The sequence below is a fragment of the Mycobacterium sp. BK086 genome, assembly GCA_004362315.1.
GTDB lineage: Bacteria > Actinomycetota > Actinomycetes > Mycobacteriales > Mycobacteriaceae > Mycobacterium.
This window is the reverse complement of sequence record SNWL01000006.1, coordinates 325,217-342,226: the sequence shown is the minus strand read 5'-3', so window position 1 is coordinate 342,226 and position 17,010 is coordinate 325,217. Positions and strand designations below refer to the sequence as shown.

At 64.8% G+C, this 17,010-nt stretch carries 14 protein-coding genes; 5 read left to right on the top strand and 9 right to left on the bottom strand.

Annotated elements, in window-relative coordinates; all coding sequences use genetic code 11:
* The first annotated feature begins 93 nt into the window (after positions 1–93).
* The 3 genes from EV580_RS22435 to pe are packed head-to-tail and all read left to right on the top strand — an operon-like array spanning position 94 to position 5,654.
* A complete protein-coding gene (locus EV580_RS22435) occupies positions 94–1,503 on the top strand; it encodes a condensation domain-containing protein (protein WP_133693736.1) in 1,410 nt (469 codons plus the stop codon).
* A 57-nt stretch (positions 1,504–1,560) separates the two neighbouring features.
* Complete coding sequence (locus EV580_RS22430) at positions 1,561–4,539, top strand: MMPL/RND family transporter (RefSeq protein ID WP_133693734.1); 2,979 nt, start codon at positions 1,561–1,563, stop codon at positions 4,537–4,539.
* Entirely contained in the window at positions 4,536–5,654 is a 1,119-nt protein-coding gene (gene pe / locus EV580_RS22425; RefSeq protein WP_133693732.1) for an acyltransferase PE, read from the top strand. The genes EV580_RS22430 and pe overlap by 4 nt, the downstream gene beginning before the upstream one ends.
* On the opposite strand, the gene EV580_RS22420 is transcribed toward pe, so the two are convergent.
* Together EV580_RS22420 and EV580_RS22415 are read right to left on the bottom strand one after the other, a co-directional pair.
* The gene (locus EV580_RS22420; protein ID WP_133693730.1) at positions 5,651–6,286 is read right to left on the bottom strand and encodes a GAP family protein; all 636 of its coding nucleotides are present in this window, start codon (positions 6,284–6,286) and stop codon (positions 5,651–5,653) included. The genes pe and EV580_RS22420 overlap by 4 nt on opposite strands.
* 11 nt (positions 6,287–6,297) lie before the next feature.
* Positions 6,298–8,010: an AMP-binding protein gene (locus EV580_RS22415; protein WP_133693728.1), complete on the bottom strand. Its 1,713-nt coding sequence runs from the start codon at positions 8,008–8,010 to the stop codon at positions 6,298–6,300.
* Between the two features lie 86 nt (positions 8,011–8,096).
* Here EV580_RS22415 and EV580_RS22410 point away from each other — a divergent pair, with 86 nt between their 5' ends.
* Positions 8,097–8,579 carry a flavin reductase family protein gene (locus EV580_RS22410; RefSeq protein ID WP_133693726.1) on the top strand — a complete coding sequence of 161 codons (483 nt, stop codon included), beginning with the start codon at positions 8,097–8,099 and terminating at the stop codon, positions 8,577–8,579.
* A gap of 24 nt (positions 8,580–8,603) precedes the next feature.
* Here the strand turns inward: EV580_RS22410 and EV580_RS22405 are convergent, their stop codons facing one another.
* From EV580_RS22405 to EV580_RS22385, 5 genes are all read right to left on the bottom strand, one after another.
* Positions 8,604–8,759 carry a hypothetical protein gene (locus tag EV580_RS22405; RefSeq protein WP_133693724.1) on the bottom strand — a complete coding sequence of 52 codons (156 nt, stop codon included), beginning with the start codon at positions 8,757–8,759 and terminating at the stop codon, positions 8,604–8,606.
* A gap of 79 nt (positions 8,760–8,838) precedes the next feature.
* Positions 8,839–9,594, bottom strand: a complete 756-nt coding sequence (locus EV580_RS22400; RefSeq protein ID WP_133693722.1) for a succinate dehydrogenase/fumarate reductase iron-sulfur subunit — start codon at positions 9,592–9,594, stop codon at positions 8,839–8,841.
* Between the two features lie 2 nt (positions 9,595–9,596).
* Positions 9,597–11,510, bottom strand: a complete 1,914-nt coding sequence (locus tag EV580_RS22395; RefSeq protein ID WP_133693720.1) for a fumarate reductase/succinate dehydrogenase flavoprotein subunit — start codon at positions 11,508–11,510, stop codon at positions 9,597–9,599.
* Positions 11,511–11,544: 34 nt separating this feature from the next.
* Positions 11,545–12,381 (bottom strand): succinate dehydrogenase subunit SdhC, encoded by an 837-nt coding sequence (sdhC, locus tag EV580_RS22390; RefSeq protein WP_133693719.1) that lies wholly within the window; start codon positions 12,379–12,381, stop codon positions 11,545–11,547.
* Positions 12,382–12,449: 68 nt separating this feature from the next.
* Positions 12,450–12,746, bottom strand: coding sequence for an Rv0250c family protein (locus EV580_RS22385; protein WP_133693717.1), 297 nt, complete (start codon positions 12,744–12,746; stop codon positions 12,450–12,452).
* Between the two features lie 155 nt (positions 12,747–12,901).
* On the opposite strand from EV580_RS22385, the gene EV580_RS22380 reads away from it, so the two are divergent.
* Positions 12,902–13,663 (top strand): isocitrate lyase/PEP mutase family protein, encoded by a 762-nt coding sequence (locus EV580_RS22380; RefSeq protein WP_133693715.1) that lies wholly within the window; start codon positions 12,902–12,904, stop codon positions 13,661–13,663.
* Here the strand turns inward: EV580_RS22380 and EV580_RS22375 are convergent.
* Positions 13,660–16,563: an MMPL/RND family transporter gene (locus EV580_RS22375; RefSeq protein ID WP_133693713.1), complete on the bottom strand. Its 2,904-nt coding sequence runs from the start codon at positions 16,561–16,563 to the stop codon at positions 13,660–13,662. The two genes, EV580_RS22380 and EV580_RS22375, sit on opposite strands and share 4 nt — an antisense overlap.
* A complete protein-coding gene (locus tag EV580_RS22370) occupies positions 16,560–17,000 on the bottom strand; it encodes an MmpS family transport accessory protein (protein ID WP_166654836.1) in 441 nt (146 codons plus the stop codon). Before EV580_RS22370 ends, EV580_RS22375 begins: the two co-directional genes overlap by 4 nt.
* Between the last annotated feature and the right edge of the window lie 10 nt (positions 17,001–17,010).

Below are 17,010 nucleotides of genomic sequence, written 5' to 3'. Positions count from 1 at the left end.
GTCGGCGACCGTCTCAGCCGCAGGCGCTATGTTGGTCTGGCCACCAGTGTTGCCGGTCTGGAGACCGTAGCCGCTGCGACCCAGGAGAAGAATTTGCGTATCGGGAAGATTTCAATCGGCACAATCGATGATTGGTCGCCGAGGCCCGGTGCGGTGATTTCCTGGCGTCCGACAAGTGCGGCCCTGGAGAAAGCCCGGCAAGCGCCGGTCAGTTCGGTGCCGGTCAGCTATATGCAGGGCCAACACATTCGCGGCGTGTATGAACAGGACGCGGCCGGACTCGACTATTCGCGTCAAATCATTGCGACCTGCGAAGTGCCAGGTCAGTGTGATATTCCGGCCATGAATCACGCGCTGAACGCGTACCTGCGCCGCCACGACACCTATCGGAGCTGGTTCGAGTACTCCGGCTCCGGCGATATTGTCAGGCGCACGATCGCCAATCCCGACGATATCGAATTCGAGCCGATTGAATTCGGCGAAATGGCACCCGAAGATGCGCGTAAACATATCGTCGACATTCCGACTCCCCTGGAATGGGGCTGCTTTTCCTTCGGGGTCGTTCAGAGTGCCGATCACTTCGATTTCTATGCCAGCATCGACCATGTCCACGGCGACGCGGCGCTGATCGGGATCACCATGCTCGAGGCCCACGGCATGTACACGTCGCTGACGATGACCGGGCAGCCGATGGCCCTGCCCGAGGCCGGCAGCTTCGACGATTTCTGTCTGCAGGAGCACGAGTCCACAGCGGATTTGACGGTCGATTCCCCCGAGGTCCGCGCCTGGATCGAGTTTGCCGAGAACAACAACGGCACGCTTCCCGAGTTCCCGCTGCCGCTGGGCAACCCGCTGGAACCGACCGTCGCGGACATGGTCGGCGACATGATCATGGATGCCGAGCAGACCGTCAGATTCGAAGCGGCCTGCACGGCGGCAGGTGTCCGCTATGTCGGTGGTCTGTTCGCCTGCACCGCGATGACGGACCACGAGTTCACCGGTGCGGCAACCTATTACGGGCTCACCCCGAGGGACACCCGCCGGACGACCGACAATTTCACCACCCAGGGCTGGTTCACCGGCCTGGTTCCGATCACCGTCCCGATCGCCGCGACCGAGTTCGCCGAGGCCGCCTGGGCGGCGCAGACCTCCTTCGACAGCGGTCTGAGCCTGGCGAGGGTTCCGTATTACCGCGTGCTGGAGCTGGCGCCCTGGCTGGACAAGCCCCGGCCCAACTTCCCGGTCTCGAACTTCCTGCACGGCGGGGCGGCGCCGCTGAACGCGGTGCTCGCCGCCGCTGACATGGGCTATTCGAACAACATCGGGATTTACTCCGACGGAAGATTCTCCTACCAGTTGACGATCTATATATTTCGGTACGAGGCCGGTACCGCGATGTCGGTGATGTTCCCGGACAACCCGATCGCCCAGAAGTCGGTCGCCCGATACATAGCAGCGATGAAGTCGGTGTGCGGGCGGGTCGCCGACAGCGGACATTGGTGACGACTTGCGTGTAGCGAGGCCTCACGGACAGGTGAGGGCAGTGCTGGTGAGGAACAAGTGCGACGGCTAGCCGATTTCGTAGTGCGGTGGCCCTGGGCGATGATCGGGCTCTGGGTCGCTCTGGCGGTGGCGCTGCCGCTGACGTTCCCGAGCCTGAACGACATGGCTCAGAAGCACCCCCTGGCCATGCTGCCCGGCGACGCCCCGTCCAGCGTGGCGGCCCGGCAGATGACCGAGGCCTTCTCCGAACCCGGCGGCGACGACCTGCTCCTGGTGGTGCTGACCGACGAGCGCGGGCTCAACCCAGCGCACGAAGCCACCTACCGCAAGTTGGTCACGGCGCTGCGTGACGACCAGCACGACGTCGTGATGCTGCAGGACTTCGTCGAAACACCGGCTCTGCGTTCATTTTTGACGAGTAAGGACAACAAGTCCTGGGTCGTACCCGTGGGCCTGAAGGGCGCGTTGGGAACCCCGGAGTCCTATGCCGCCTACCAGCGGGTCGCCGATCTCGTCAAACAGAACACCGCGGGCAGCCCGCTGGAAGTGCACCTCACCGGGCCGGCGGCCACCGTCGCCGACCTCACCGTCGCCGGCCAACGAGACCGGCTGCCAATCGAACTCGCGATCGGCATCCTGGTTCTTCTGGTACTTCTCGTGGTGTATCGCAATCCGATCACCATGCTGCTGCCGTTGATCGGGATCGGAATATCGCTGGTGATCGCGCAGTCCGTGGTCGCCGGCCTGTCCAATATCAGCGGGCTGGGGGTGTCGAACCAGGCCATCATCCTGCTGAGCGCGATGATTGCCGGTGCCGGAACGGATTACGCGGTCTTCCTGATCAGTCGCTATCACGACTATGTGCGACGTGGCGAAAGCTCCGACGACGCGGTGCGGCACGCATTGGGGTCGGTCGGCAAGGTGATCACCGCATCCGCGGCGACCATCGGAATCACGTTCCTGGGCATCAGTTTCGCGAAAATGGGCGTGTTCTCCACGGTCGGTGTGTCATCGGCCATCGGGGTTGGCGTGGCCTACCTCGCCGCGCTGACGTTGTTGCCTGCCATCATCGTTCTCGCCGGGCCGCGTGGCTGGATCACGCCCCGCCGCGAGCTGACCGCCCGGTGGTGGCGACGCTCGGGCATCCGCATCGTGCGCAGGCCGCGGGTCCATCTGGTGGCCAGCGTGCTGATCCTGATCCTGCTCGCCAGCTGCGTGGGATTGGCGAAGTACAACTACGACGATCGCAAGGCGGTGCGGGCTTCGGACCCGAGCTCGGTCGGCTACACCGCCCTGGAACGCCATTTCGACCTCAATCAGTCCATCCCGTCCTACGTACTGGTGCGCTCGCCGCGCGACCTGCGTAGCCCGCAGGCGCTTGCGGATCTGGAACAGATGGCCGAACGCATCAGCCAGGTGCCGGACATCGCTCTGGTCAGCGGTATCACCCGGCCGACGGGATCGGTGCCCCAAGAGTTCAGGGCCACATTCCAGGCCGGCCTGGTCGGCACTCAGCTGGGCAACGGCGCGTCGATGATCGCCGCCAACATGAACGACCTCAATCGCCTGTCCGGCGGGGCCAACACGCTCGCGAACAACCTCAGCGATGTGCGCGGCCAGGTGAACGGGATCGCGAGCAGCATCCAGAGCATGGTCGACGCGTTCACCACCATCAAGGGCCAATACGGCGGCGACAAGCTGGTCAAGAACGTCGAAGTCGCGGCCAAGCTCGTCAACGCGGTCAACCGGCTCGGCAACTCGATGGGCATCAACGTCCAGGCGGCCAAGGATCTATTCGCCTGGGTGGGTCCGGTTCTGGTGGCGTTGCACGGCAACGCGGTCTGCGACCTCGATCCGTCCTGTGCCGAAACCCGGGGCCATTTCCAGCAATTGGTCGACGCCCGTAACGACGGAACGCTGGACGAGATCAATTCCCTGGCCGCACAACTGCAGTCGATGCAGGACAAGCAGTCCCTCAACGCGGCGCTGACCCAGTTGAGCGATGCCTTCGGCAGACTGACCAAGGTCATGCACACGATGGGGCTTGACTCGCCAGGCGGCGCCCAATCGACCACCAACAAACTCCGCCAGGGTGCCGACCGCGCGGCCAGCGGCAGCCGGGACGTCGCCAACGGGGTCGGCCAGGTCGTCGACCAGATCCAGCTCATGCGGACCGGTCTCGATCAGGCCGCGGCGTTCCTGTTGTCGATGAAACAGGACGCCGCGAGCCCGGCGATGGCGGGATTCAACATTCCGCCAGAAGTCCTCAATCTGCCCGATTTCAAGATGGCCTCCAGGATGTTCATCTCGCCGGACGGGCATTCGGTGCGGTATCTGGTGCTGACCAAGCTCGATCCGTTCAGCGCGGCGGCGATGGATCAGGTCAATGCGATCAGCGACGCCGCCCGCAGCGCGCAGCCGAACACGAGCCTGTCCGACGCCACGATCTCGATGGGTGGGTATCCCGCCGCGTTGCGCGACACCCGTGACTACTACCAGAAGGACATCCGGTTCATCATCGCGATCACCATGATCGTGGTCCTGCTGACGTTGATGCTGCTGCTGCGCGCGATCATCGCGCCGCTGTATCTGGTTGGCTCCGTGGTGCTTTCGTACTTCGCCGCACTGGGCATCGGTGTCCTGACGTTCCAGTACCTGTTCGGTCAGCAGTTGCACTGGACGGTGCCGCCGCTGGCGTTCGTGGTGCTGGTCGCCGTGGGCGCCGACTACAACCTGCTGTTCGCGTCGCGATTGCGGGACGAATCGTTCAGTGGCACCCGCTACGGCGTCATCCGAACACTGTCGTCGACGGGCGGTGTGATCACCGCTGCGGGGCTGATCTTCGCGGCGTCGATGTGGGGGCTGCTGTTCTCCAGCATCGGTACCGTGGTGCAGGGCGGGTTTGTCATCGGTGTCGGGATCTTGCTGGACACATTCCTGGTCCGGACGGTCACGGTGCCCGCCATGGCTACTCTGGTCGGAAAGGCGAACTGGTGGCCGTCACGAGTGAGAACGCAGGGAAGCAGTACCGCATGAAGAAGCTCTTCGCCGCAGTGACCACAGTCGTCACGCTGTGTGCCACCGGCGGAATCGCCACCGCCGACCAGCCGTCGCCGAGTCAGCCGAACAACGACGGGCCGACGCCGATCGGGACGCCGGGGCGTGGCTATGCCCTGGGTGGCGCCCACGTGCTGGGCATCCCGTACGACGAGTACATCCGTCGCACCGGTGCGGACTGGTTCCCCGGCCTTGACCGGCAGATCGTCGACTACCCCGCGGGCCAGGTCCAGGGCCACACCCTCGAGCGCCTGTTCCCCGGCATCGGCCGGCTCGACGACAACTTCCCCGGCCTGGGTATCGACGGCCCGAGCATCGGCGAGTCGGTCGACGAGGGTGAAGGCAATGTCATCCGGGCGATCCAGGCCGGCGGCCAGGGCACGGCCATCGGGCTGTCCGAAGGTGCGATGGTGCTCAATGCCGTGCAGAACCGGCTGGCCACCGATCCGAATGCGCCGCCGCCAGACCAGTTGTCGTTCGCCACATTTGGCGATCCGGTTGCGCCGCACGCCTTCGGCGAGGGCTTCCTGACACAGAACTTCCCGGTCGGCAGCGTGGTTCCCGCGCTGGACTACCGGATCCCGCCCCAGATCGACAGCCAGTACGACTCCTACCGTTTCGTCTCCGCCTACGACAGCATCGCCGACTGGCCCGATCGGCAGGACAACTGGATGGCGATGCTCAACGCCGTCGTGGGACTCGCCACCGGTCACACCGCCGTGGCCTTCACCAATCCGAGTATGGTTCCGCCGCAGAACATCCGGACGACGGTGAACTCCAGGGGCGCGAAGACCACGACCTATCTGATCCCCGAACAGCATCTGCCGTTGGTCATGCCGTTCAAGTACGCCGGCGTCGACGAGGCCACTCTCAACCAGCTGGATGGCGTGCTGAAACCCATGGTGGATTCCGGTTATTCACGCAACGACGATCCGCTGACCGCGCCGATCGAGGTCGACCCGGTGAACGGTTACGACCCTGCCGCGGTCACCGCACCGGCCACCCAGGCCGCGTTCGGCGGTGGCACCGATCCGGTCTCGCAGCTGCTGGCCGGTATGCAGTACGTGTTGAGTCACGGACCAAGCGCGCACTAGACGCCGAGCAGCCCCGCCGTCAGCAGGACGACACCCACAACGGCCAGCAGCACCGCGACCTCGCGGCGGCGCCGTGCACGAACCCAGCCATGTAGTGCGGTCATCGCCGCGTGGGTGCGCTGTGGCGCCACCAGATAGGCCAGCAGCGGGATCTCCACCAGCGCGAAGGCCACCACGTTGAATGTCACCAACGCCCCGAACCGGACCGCGGGGGCGACCGCGCCCGCGGCGATGACCGCCAGTGCGGCCAGGTAGTCGATCGAGGGCAGCGCGATACCCAGACCGGCGACACCGGCCACCCACAGTGATTGGCCGTCGAGCAGACGGCTAAGCCAGGCCGGCGGGGTGCGGTCGCGGCCCTTGGTGAGCGCCAGCAGCGCCGCCGCCAGCAGGGCCAATCCACCGATGACGACCTGCACTCGGGGCAGGGTGAAATGCGCCGAGGCCGGGATCCGGGATTCGAGCAGGAACAGCACTACCGCACCGACGGTCAGGCCCATCACGAAGCCGCCGCACAGGAACGCCGCCAGCTGCAGATGGGGCCGGGGACGGTTCAGCATCAGGACCGACATCCCGATGCGAAACGGCTCCAGACTGACCGCGGCAGCCATCACCAGAAGGGTGAACCACATCGGCTGATCAGCTACGCATCCAACCGCACGAACTGTCCTTGGCGGTACTGCTCGATGCTGGCTGCTCGCCGGACCTTGCCGCTCGTCGTAGTCGGGATCGAGCCCGGTTCCACCAGCACGATGTCGGCGACCTGCAAACCATGCGCACGCGAAATCGCGGCGATCACATCGTTTTTCACAACCGCATACTCGTCGACATCATCGCGCTTCTTGAGCTCGACGATGGTCACCAACGTCTCGGTCTGCTCGTCGGACACCGCGATGGCGGCCACCCGGCCCCGGGTGATCTTTTGCACCGTCGATTCGATGTCGTCGGAGTAGTGGTTGCGGCCGCGCACGATCAGCATGTCTTTGATGCGGCCCACGATGAACAGGTCGCCCTCGGAGATGAAGCCCTGATCGCCCGTCCGCAGCCAACCGCTCTCCGGGGTACCCGCGGGCGGGTCGAGCAGCGTCGCACCGAACGCGGATCCGGTCTGCTCGGGTTTGCGCCAGTACCCCGCGGAGACGTTCTGGCCGTTCGTCCAGATCTCGCCGACGGTGCCGTCCGGGCACAGTTGACAGGTGTCGGCATCGACGATCCTCACCAGCGGTGACACCGGCAGCCGGTACCGCAACAATGGTGATCCGTCGGTCTTGGGGACAGCCGTGCCGAGGGATAGCTCCACGGGGTCGAACTCGGCAACCTCCGGCACCCGGTTGGCAGCACTGCTGGTGACGTAGACCGTCGCCTCGGCCAGGCCGTAGGAGGGCGCGATCATCTCTGGGCGGAAGCCGTTGGGCGCGAGGCGTTCGTTGAATCTGACCAGCGTCTCCGGATGGATGCGTTCGGCTCCGTTGATGATGCCCACGACGCCGCTGAGATCGAGGGTCGCCAATTCGTCGTCGGTGGCGCGCCGTGCGGTGAGATCGAACGCGAAGTTGGGAGCGCCCGACCAGGCCCTCGGCTGGCGGGCCATGGCCTGCAGCCATCGCACCGGGCGGGACAGGAACGCGATCGGGCTCATCAGGTCGGCTGGGTGGCCACTGAGGATGGGTGCGGCGATCCCGAGTATCAGACCCATGTCGTGGAAGAAGGGCAACCACGAGACCAAGCTGGTTCCCGGTGGAAATTTGCCACCATGGTGAGGCAGATACTCGGCCATCAACTGATCGAAATTCGCGAGCACGTTGCGGTGCGAGATCATCACGCCGGCCGGTAGCCGCGTCGAGCCCGAGGTGTACTGCAGATACGCAATATCCGGTCCCTCGGGGATCTCGTCGTCGACGGGCCGGACGGCATCGAGGTCGAGCGTGTCCACCGCGATCGTCGCGATCACGGCGGCGCCGTCGTCCACATACTGCGCGGCGACTTCGAACACCTCGGAGGTGGTCAATACAACCGTCGGCTGGGTATCGGTCACCACGGCGCTGACCCGCTCGTCGTGGGAACCCGGTACCGGAACCGACAGCGGGACGGCGATGAAACCGGCCTGCATGGCACCGAGGAACGCGACGATGTACGCCAGGCCCTGCGGGGCGATGATCAGTGCCCGGTCGCCTGGCAGCCCCTGCTGGCTGATTTCGTGTGCGACGTTGAGAGTGCGGCGATACAGCTGTGACCAGGTCAAAGTCTCGGCGGTCCCGTTCCAGTCCCGGTCGTAATCGGTGAACGTGAACGCGATGTCGTCTGGTGTCAGACCAGCGCGTTCGCGCAACACGGACAAGATCGAGACGTTCGGCACTTCGCCAGGTTACTCAACGGTCATATGAGCCGTGCCGGACCCTGCTGTGGTCGCGGGACCCGGTCACATGGGAGGATGGAAGTGCTATGAGCAACACAGAACTGAGCCCCGCTTCGCTGCGTGAAGCGTTCGGTCATTTCCCGTCCGGGGTCATCGCGATCGCCGCCGAAGTCGACGGTGTCCGCGTCGGTCTGGCCGCCAGCACCTTCGTGCCCGTGTCGCTGGATCCGCCGCTGGTTTCCTTCTGTGTGCAGAACAATTCGGAGACCTGGCCCAAGCTCAAGGACCTGCCGTCGCTGGGCATCAGCCTGCTCGGGGAGTCGCACGACGTCGCCGCGCGCACGCTGGCGGCCAAGACCGGCGATCGGTTCGCGGGGCTGGAGACCCACTCGCACGAGAGCGGTGCGGTGTTCGTGCACGGCACCAGTGTCTGGCTGCAGAGCTCCATCGAACAGTCGGTACAGGCCGGCGACCACATCATCGTGGTGCTCAGGGTGAACGAGGTCACCGTGCACGACGTGCCGCCGATCGTGTTCCACCGCAGCACTTTCCGCAGACTGGGCGCCTAACCCAGCCTGCTCCCGCCGCGCGGGTCAGGGCTTCTCGCCGAGTTCTTCGCGATAGCCGGCGATACGCTGTTCGATCTCGGCCGCGTCGTCGGGCCGGCCCTCTTTGTGAGCCAGCTCGGCGCGGGCGGAGAGCTCGCGGATCGCCGTGCGAATGTCGTTGACGCTATGGACGCTACCCATGGTTCGAGGCTACCCAGATGGGCGGCAATGGGAACGGGCCGCGAGAAATTTCTCGCGGCCCGCTTCGATAAAGCTCTGACTACTTGTCGCGCCTGAACAGCTTGTTGCCCAGCCACACCACCGGGTCGTACTTCTTGTCGGCCACGCGCTCCTTCATCGGGATCAGCGCGTTGTCGGTGATCTTGATGTGCTCGGGGCACACCTCGGTGCAGCACTTGGTGATGTTGCAGAAGCCGAGACCGTTCTCGTCCTGCGCCATATCGCGCCGGTCGATGGTGTCCAGCGGATGCATCGACAGCTCGGCCTGCCGCATCAGGTAGCGCGGGCCGGCGAACGACTTCTTGTTCTCCTCGTGGTCACGGTTGACGTGGCACACGTTCTGGCACAGGAAGCACTCGATGCACTTGCGGAACTCCTGGCTGCGGTTCACGTCCTCCTGCTGCATGCGGTAGTCACCGGGCTGCAGATCCTTCGGGGGAGTGAACGACGGGATCTCCCGCGCCTTCTCGTAGTTGAAGGAGACGTCGGTGACCAGGTCGCGCATCACCGGGAAGGTCCGCAGCGGGGTGATCGTGACGACCTCGTCCTCGCCGAACGTCGACATGCGGGTCATACACATCAGCCGCGGCCGCCCGTTGATCTCGGCCGAGCACGAACCGCACTTGCCGGCCTTGCAGTTCCACCGCACCGCGAGGTCGCCGGCCTGCGTGGCCTGCAGGCGGTGGACGATGTCGAGCACCACCTCGCCGTCGTTGACCTCGACCGTGTAGTCCTGCAGGTCACCGCCGTCTTCGTCGCCGCGCCAAACCCGCAGCTTCGCGTCGTAAGCAGCCATTCTCAGCCCTTCCGCTCAGGGTGCTCGGCCAGTTGATCCGGGGTGTAGTACTTCTCGAGCTCGGACAGCTCGAACGTGGCCAGCAGATCGGGCCGCATCACGGGCTGTTGTTCGGGCGTGACGGTCACGTCGGGCACGACCGCTTCGGCGTCACCGGGTGCGACCCGGCAGACCAGCAGCTTGTTGCGCCACTCCGCATCCATCTTGGGGAAGTCGTCGCGGGTGTGCCCGCCGCGGCTTTCCGTGCGCTGCAGCGCGGCCTTCGCCACGCACTCGCTGACCAGCAACATGTTGCGCATGTCGATCGCGAGGTGCCAGCCGGGGTTGAAGATCCGTCCACCCTCGACGACCACGTTGGCGTAGCGGGCCTTGAGCTCGTCGATCTTGCCCAGAACCTCTTCGAGCTCGCCCTCCTTGCGGATGATGCCCGCCAGGTCGTTCATCGACTGCTGCAGCTCGGCATGCAGGGTGTAGGGGTTCTCGGCGTTCGCCTTCGGCTCGAACGGCGACAGTGCCAGCTTGGTGGCCTCGTCGATCGCCGCATCCGACACCACCGGGCGCTGCGACAGTGCCCGCACATAGTCCGATGCACCCAGGCCGGCACGCCGACCGAACACCAGCAGGTCCGACAGCGAGTTGCCGCCCAAACGGTTGGAGCCGTGCATACCGCCCGAGCACTCACCCGCGGCGAACAGGCCCGGGGTTGCGCCGGCGCCGGTGTCGGGATCGACCTCGATACCACCCATCACGTAGTGACAGGTCGGACCGACTTCCATCATGTCCTTGGTGATGTCGACCTCGGCCAGCTCGATGAACTGGTGGTACATCGACGGCAGGCGACGCTTGATCTCCTCGGCGGGCATGCGCGAGGCGATGTCGAGGTAGACGCCGCCGTGCGGGGTGCCGCGGCCGGCCTTGACCTCGTCGTTGATGGCGCGGGCGACCTCGTCGCGAGGCAGCAGGTCAGGGGTGCGACGTGCGGAGTCGTTGTCCTTGAGCCACTGGTCGGCTTCTTCCTCGGATTCGGCGTACTGCCCCTTGAACACGTCGGGGATGTAGTCGAACATGAAGCGCTTGCCTTCGGAGTTCTTCAGAACACCGCCGTCACCGCGGACGCCCTCGGTGACCAGGATGCCCTTCACCGACAGCGGCCAGACCATACCGGTCGGGTGGAACTGGATGAACTCCATGTTGATCAGGCCGGAACCCGCGCGCAGCGCGAGTGCGTGCCCGTCGCCGGTGTACTCCCAGGAGTTCGACGACACCTTGAACGATTTGCCGATACCACCGGTGGCCAGAACCACGGCGGGGGCGTCGAACAGGATGAACTTGCCGGTCTCGCGCCAGTAGCCGAAGGCCCCCGCGATCGCGTCGCCGTCCTTGATCAGGTCGGTGATCGAACACTCGTGGAAGACCTTGATGCGGGCCTCGTAGTCGCCGAGTTCCTTCTTGTCGTCCTGCTGCAGCGAGACGATCTTCTGCTGCAGGGTGCGGATGATCTCCAGGCCGGTGCGGTCGCCGACGTGCGCCAGCCGCGGGTAGGTGTGGCCACCGAAGTTGCGCTGGCTGATCTTGCCGTCCTTGGTGCGGTCGAACAGCGCGCCGTAGGTCTCCAGCTCCCACACCCGGTCGGGGGCTTCCTGCGCGTGCAGTTCGGCCATCCGCCAGTTGTTGAGGAACTTGCCGCCGCGCATGGTGTCACCGAAGTGCACCTGCCAGCTGTCCTTGGTGTTGACGTTGCGCATCGCGGCGGCGCAACCACCTTCGGCCATCACGGTGTGGGCCTTGCCGAACAGCGACTTGGTCACCACCGCAACACGCAGACCCCGCTCGCGTGCCTCGATGACCGCGCGCAACCCAGCCCCGCCGGCACCGATAACGACGACGTCGTACTCGTGCCGTTCGAGTTCAGCCATGAATCTTCCTCGCTAGTTCAGGTTGAATGGCTTGTCAGCCAACGAATCTCAGGTCAGAGATGGTGCCGCTGGCCACCAGCATGACGTAGAAGTCCGTCAACATCAGGGTGCCGAGGGTGATCCAGGCGTACAGCTTGTGCCGGGTGTTCAGCTTGCTGACCTGTGTCCAGATCCAGTAGCGCACCGGATGCTTGGAGAAGTGCTTCAGCCGGCCGCCGGTGACGTGGCGGCAGGAGTGGCAGGAGATCGTGTAGACCCACAGCATCACGACGTTGCCGACCAGAATGATATTGCCCAAGCCGAATCCGAAGCCGCCAGGCCCGGTCTCGGAGTGGAAGGCGACGATCGCGTCGTAGGTGTTGATCAGCGAGATGATGCCGGCGATGTAGAAGAAGTACCGGTGGGTGTTCTGGATGATCAGCGGAAAGCGGGTCTCGCCAGTGTATTTCGCGTGCGGCTCGGCCACGGCGCAGGCGGTGGGCGACTGCCACACCGAGCGGTAGTAGGCGCCGCGGTAGTAGTAGCAGGTGAGCCGGAACAGCAGCAGGAACGGCAGCGACAGGAACGCGTACGGCAGCAGCGACAGCGGCCCGGTCGCGGGCAGGATCTGCGGCCAGAAGTCGCTTGCCTCACCGCATGCCTTGCTCAGGCACGGCGAGTAGAACGGCGTCAGGTAGTGGTACTGCGGGACAAAGAAGTAGTCCCGCTGGAACGCGCGCACCGTCGCGTAGATGACGAACGCGGCGAAGCCCAAGTCCGTCCAGATCGGCGATTTCAGCCAGTTGTCGGTCCGCAGCGTGCGTTGCGGTATCTGGGCACGGCCGGGTGAGAAGACGCCGGTCGCAGGGCGGTTACCCGCAGGTGCGCTCATCTACTGTGATCCCCTTCGCATTAACTCATCGGAGGGTACCTAGATCACGGCACCCCGCTAAATCGGGGTCAGCGGCGATTGTGGCCGCCAACGCCTTCGTCATCGACGTCTTGCCAGAAGGCGCTGTCGTATGGCGTATCCGGAATTCCGATCTTCTCTCCGGAGACCACCACCGTTTGCTGGGTTAGGGCAAGCTCATTGGCATCGATATCGAGAAGTTCCACGTCATTGAGGATGCGTTCGGCGTCATTCACGATTCGGCGCATTGCCGGAGTGTCGGCATAGCGCGCCTGCAACGACGTCACGCAACGCCGCAATCCGCCGATCAAATGGTGGAGTTCGGCCAATTCTGTAGTGGTAGACAACGGGACCTCCCTGGGCTGAAGGTGTCATGGATCACAGTACGACAACCGATGCTAGCCACATTTAGAACGCAACGTGAGACAGGTCACGTCGGGAATGGCGTTGCGACAGCCGTGTTGCACCGCCCAGGATCAACACAAAGAGAGAGGGGACACCGGTGTCCGATAAGAGCAGTCTCGCCAAGCACGCTGACGCACTCCTGGCCCTGCATCAGCCGGGGAATCCGGTGGTGCTCCCGACGGTCTGGGACGCCTGGTCGGCCAACCTGGCGGTCGAAGCGGGGTTCGCGGCGCTGACGGTCGGTAGCCACCCGATGGCCGACTCGGTCGGTAAGCCCGACGGCGAAGGCATGAGCTTCGAGGACGTTGTCGCGCGGGTCTCCCAAATCACCGCGGCGGTGGACGTTCCGGTGTCGGTCGACATCGAGTCGGGCTACGCCCAGCCGGCGCAGCGCCTGATCGAGGGATTGCTCAGCGCCGGGGCGGTCGGTCTGAACATCGAGGACACCGTGCACAGCGAGGGCAAGCGGCTGCGGTCGGCAGGCGAGCATGCCGAACTCGTCGGGGCACTTCGCACCGCGGCCGACAAAGCCGGGGTCCACGTGGTCGTCAACGCCCGGACCGATCTGTTTCTGCGCAACGACGGTGACGACGCCGACCGTGTCGACCGGGCGATTGCCCGGCTGAGCGAGGCCGCCGCCGCCGGCGCCGACGTGCTGTACCCGGTGGGCAGGCACGAGCCAGACGTGATGCGCCGCTTGACCTCTGAGCTTCCGCTGCCGATCAATGCGATCGGCATCCCGGAGTCGGACGACCCGGCGTCATTCGGGCCGCTGGGGGTGGCGCGGATCAGCTTCGGGCCGTTCTGGCAGCGTGCGCTGTCCGTGCGGGCCAACGAGATCCTGGAGCGCTGGCGCTAAGCCTGGGCGGGTAGCGCCGCCGTATCCACGTCGTCGCCAGCCGGGCGATTGGGCCTGGGCGGCAGGAAATGGTTGTCGCCGCGCGGGTAGACCACCAGCGGCCACCAGAACCACCGGCCGAGCATCGTGGCGATCGACGGCATCAGCAGCGACCGCACGATGAAGGTGTCGATCAGCAGGCCGATCGCGATCGTCGACCCCATCTGGGCCAACACGATCAGCTTGCTGCCCATCATCCCGGCCATGGTCGCGGCGAACACCAGACCGGCCGACGTCACCACGCCACCCGTACCGGCCATCGAGCGGATGATGCCGGTCTTCAAGCCCGCGTGGATCTCGTCCTTGAACCGCGAGACGAGCAGCAGGTTGTAGTCCGAGCCGACCGCCAACAGGATGATGACGGACATCAACATGACCAGCCACTGCACCTGTATTCCGAACAGGTCCTGCCACAGCAGAACCGAGATGCCGAAGGATGCGGCGATCGAGCTGGCCGCCGTACCGACGATCACCAACGCCGCGACGGCGCTGCGGGTGAGGATCAGCATGATCATGAAGATCAGCGTCAGCGACGACACCACGGCGATCAGCAGGTCGTAGCGCGCCCCGTCGGACATGTCCTTGTAGGTGGCCGCGACGCCGCCGAGGTGAATCTTGGCGTTCGACAGCGACGACATCTTCAAGGCCTCTTGTGCCGCCTTGCGTTCCGACTCGACGCGCGCGATGCCGTCCACCGTCGCCGGGTCGCCCTCGTGCGTGATGAACATGCGGGTCGACTTGCCGTCCGGCGAGAGGAACATCTTCAGGCCGCGCTGAAAGTCCGGATTCTGGAAGGCTTCCGGCGGGAGGAAGAACAGGTCGTCGTTCTTGGCCTGGTCGAAGCTCTCACCCATCGCCAGCGCAGTGTCGTTGGTCGCCTGCATCTGGTCCAGCAGGGCCTTCTGCGAGTTGTACGACGCCAGCGCCAGATCCCGGCTGACCTTCATCGACGCGATCGTCTGGGGGAGCAGCGCGGTCAGCTGCGGTGCGATCGCCGCGAGCTGGTCGGTATTGCCTTGCACCCCTTCGGTTTTGTCGGTCACCTCGTCGATCCCATCGAGGGAGTCGAATAGCGACCGCGCCGCCGCGCACAGTGGGATGTCGTAGCAGTGCGGCTCCCAGTAGAAGTAATTGCGCATCGGCCGGAACTGGTCGTCGAAGTTCGCGATGTTGTCGCGGAGCGCCTTGGTGGTCTCGAGCAGGTCTTGCGACCGGGCCGCCGAGTCCTGGGTGAGCTGTGTCTGCTTCAGTGACAGTTGGTACTGCTTCTCCAGGATGTCGATCGAAACATTCATCGAGTCAACGGTTTTGAGCTGATTGTCCAGCTGATCCCGCTGAAACGGCAGGTTCATGTTGGTGGTCTGACCCGCCACCGACGTCTGGAACGGAATCGAGCTGTGCTGGATCGGAATACCCAATGGCCGGGTGATGCTCTGCACCATCGCGATACCCTCGGTGTGCATGACGTTGCTGGCGATCTTGTTCAGCACCAGCATGTCCGCGGGATTGCGCATGTCATGGTCGGCCTCGACCATCAGGATGTCGGGGTTCATCCGGGCCTGGGTGAAGTGCCGGTCGGCCGCGGCAAAGCCTTGGTTGACCGGTGCCTCGGTCGGCAGGTAGTAGCGGTCGTTGTAGGCCGGCTTGTACCCGGGGATGGCGATGATGCCGATCAGCACGACGAACAGGCTGGCCACGAAAATCGGTGCGGGCCAACGTACGACAGCCGTGCCGACGCGCCGCCAGAATCGGCTCTGCGGGGGGCGCTTCGACTCGTACAGTCCAACACGGCTGCCCAGGTAGAGAACGGCCGGTCCGAGCGTGACCGCGATCGCCACGATCACCAGCATGCCGATCGCGACAGGCGCGCCCATGGTGGTGAAGTAGGGCAGTCGCGCGAAGCTCAGGCAGTACGTCGCGCCCGCGATCGTCAGACCGGATCCCACGATGACGGGTGCGACGGACTTGAACGTGGCGTAGTACGAGTCGTCGCGGTCCAGCCCCATCCCACGGTCTTCGCGATAACGGCCGAAGATGAAGATGCCGTAGTCGGTCGCCGCGGCGATCGCCAGCATCGTCAGGATGTTTCCGGCGAACGTCGTCAGGCCGAAAGCGCCGTGCAGGGCCAGAATTGAGACCACACCACGCGCGGTCAGCAGTCCGAGGAACGTCAGGAACAACTGGATCAGTGTGGTCCGGATCGAGCGATAGACCACCAGCAGCATTCCCGCGATCGCAATGAGCGTGATCAACGTGATCTGCACCAGGCTGGCGTTGCCGATGACGTGCATATCGTCGGTGAGCGCGGCCGGGCCTGCGACGTACGCCTGCACACCGGGCGGTGCGGGCGTCTCCTCGATGACCTTGCGGACGGCGTCCACGCCTTCGTTGGCCAGGGTCTGACCCTGCTCGCCGGCGAGGTTGAGCATCACGTAGGACGCCTTGCCGTCGGCACTCTGGGCGCCTGCCGCCGTCAGAGTGTCGCCCCAGAAGTCCTGGATGTGCTGGATGTGTTCGGGATCCTTCTCCAGCTTGCGGATGATCTCGTCGTAGTACTGGTGCGCGTCCGGGCCCAGCGGCTTCTGGCCTTCCACCACGATCATGATCGTGCTGTTGGAGTTGAACTCCTGGAAGTTGGCGCCCATCAACTTCATGGCCTTCATCGACGGCGCGTCCTCGGGTGCCATTGGCGCCGAGTGCATCTCGCCGACGACTTCGAGCTGTGGCGCGACGACGTTCACCAGAACGGCGACCGCGAGCCAGAACAGGATGATCGGCCAGGCAAGGATGCGGATCAGGCGGGGCAGCGCGGGCCGCTTCGGCTTGCTGGCTGGTTCGGGCGCGGTGACGGTGTGGGTCATGCGGACTTCACCAGGCAGTAGGTCTGGGCGTTGATGCCATTGGCCGATTGCTCCTCACGGACGGTTCCGTTCACAGTGACGCGGCATCCAATCTCATCGCCATCGGTCCGCGCCATGAGGCTGGCGCTGACGGCGGGCAACGTCGTCGACAGGGTGACCGACCACGGGAGCGGCACATTGACGGTGTGCACCTTGGCTTCCGGGTCGAAGTAACTGATCTGGGCGGTGGACCCGGGGGCGCCGTAGACGTCGTAGACCATCACCTTGGGGTTGAACTGGACGATCTCGATTCCCGCACCGGCGCCGGCGTTCAGGTCCTGCGACGCGAACATCTTGTGCAGCCGTGAGACAACCAGCCCGGAGACGGCCAGCACGATGATGAGAACCAAGGGGATCCAGATGCGTTTCAGCACGCGACCCACCGGAATACGTTTCACCCGAACACCT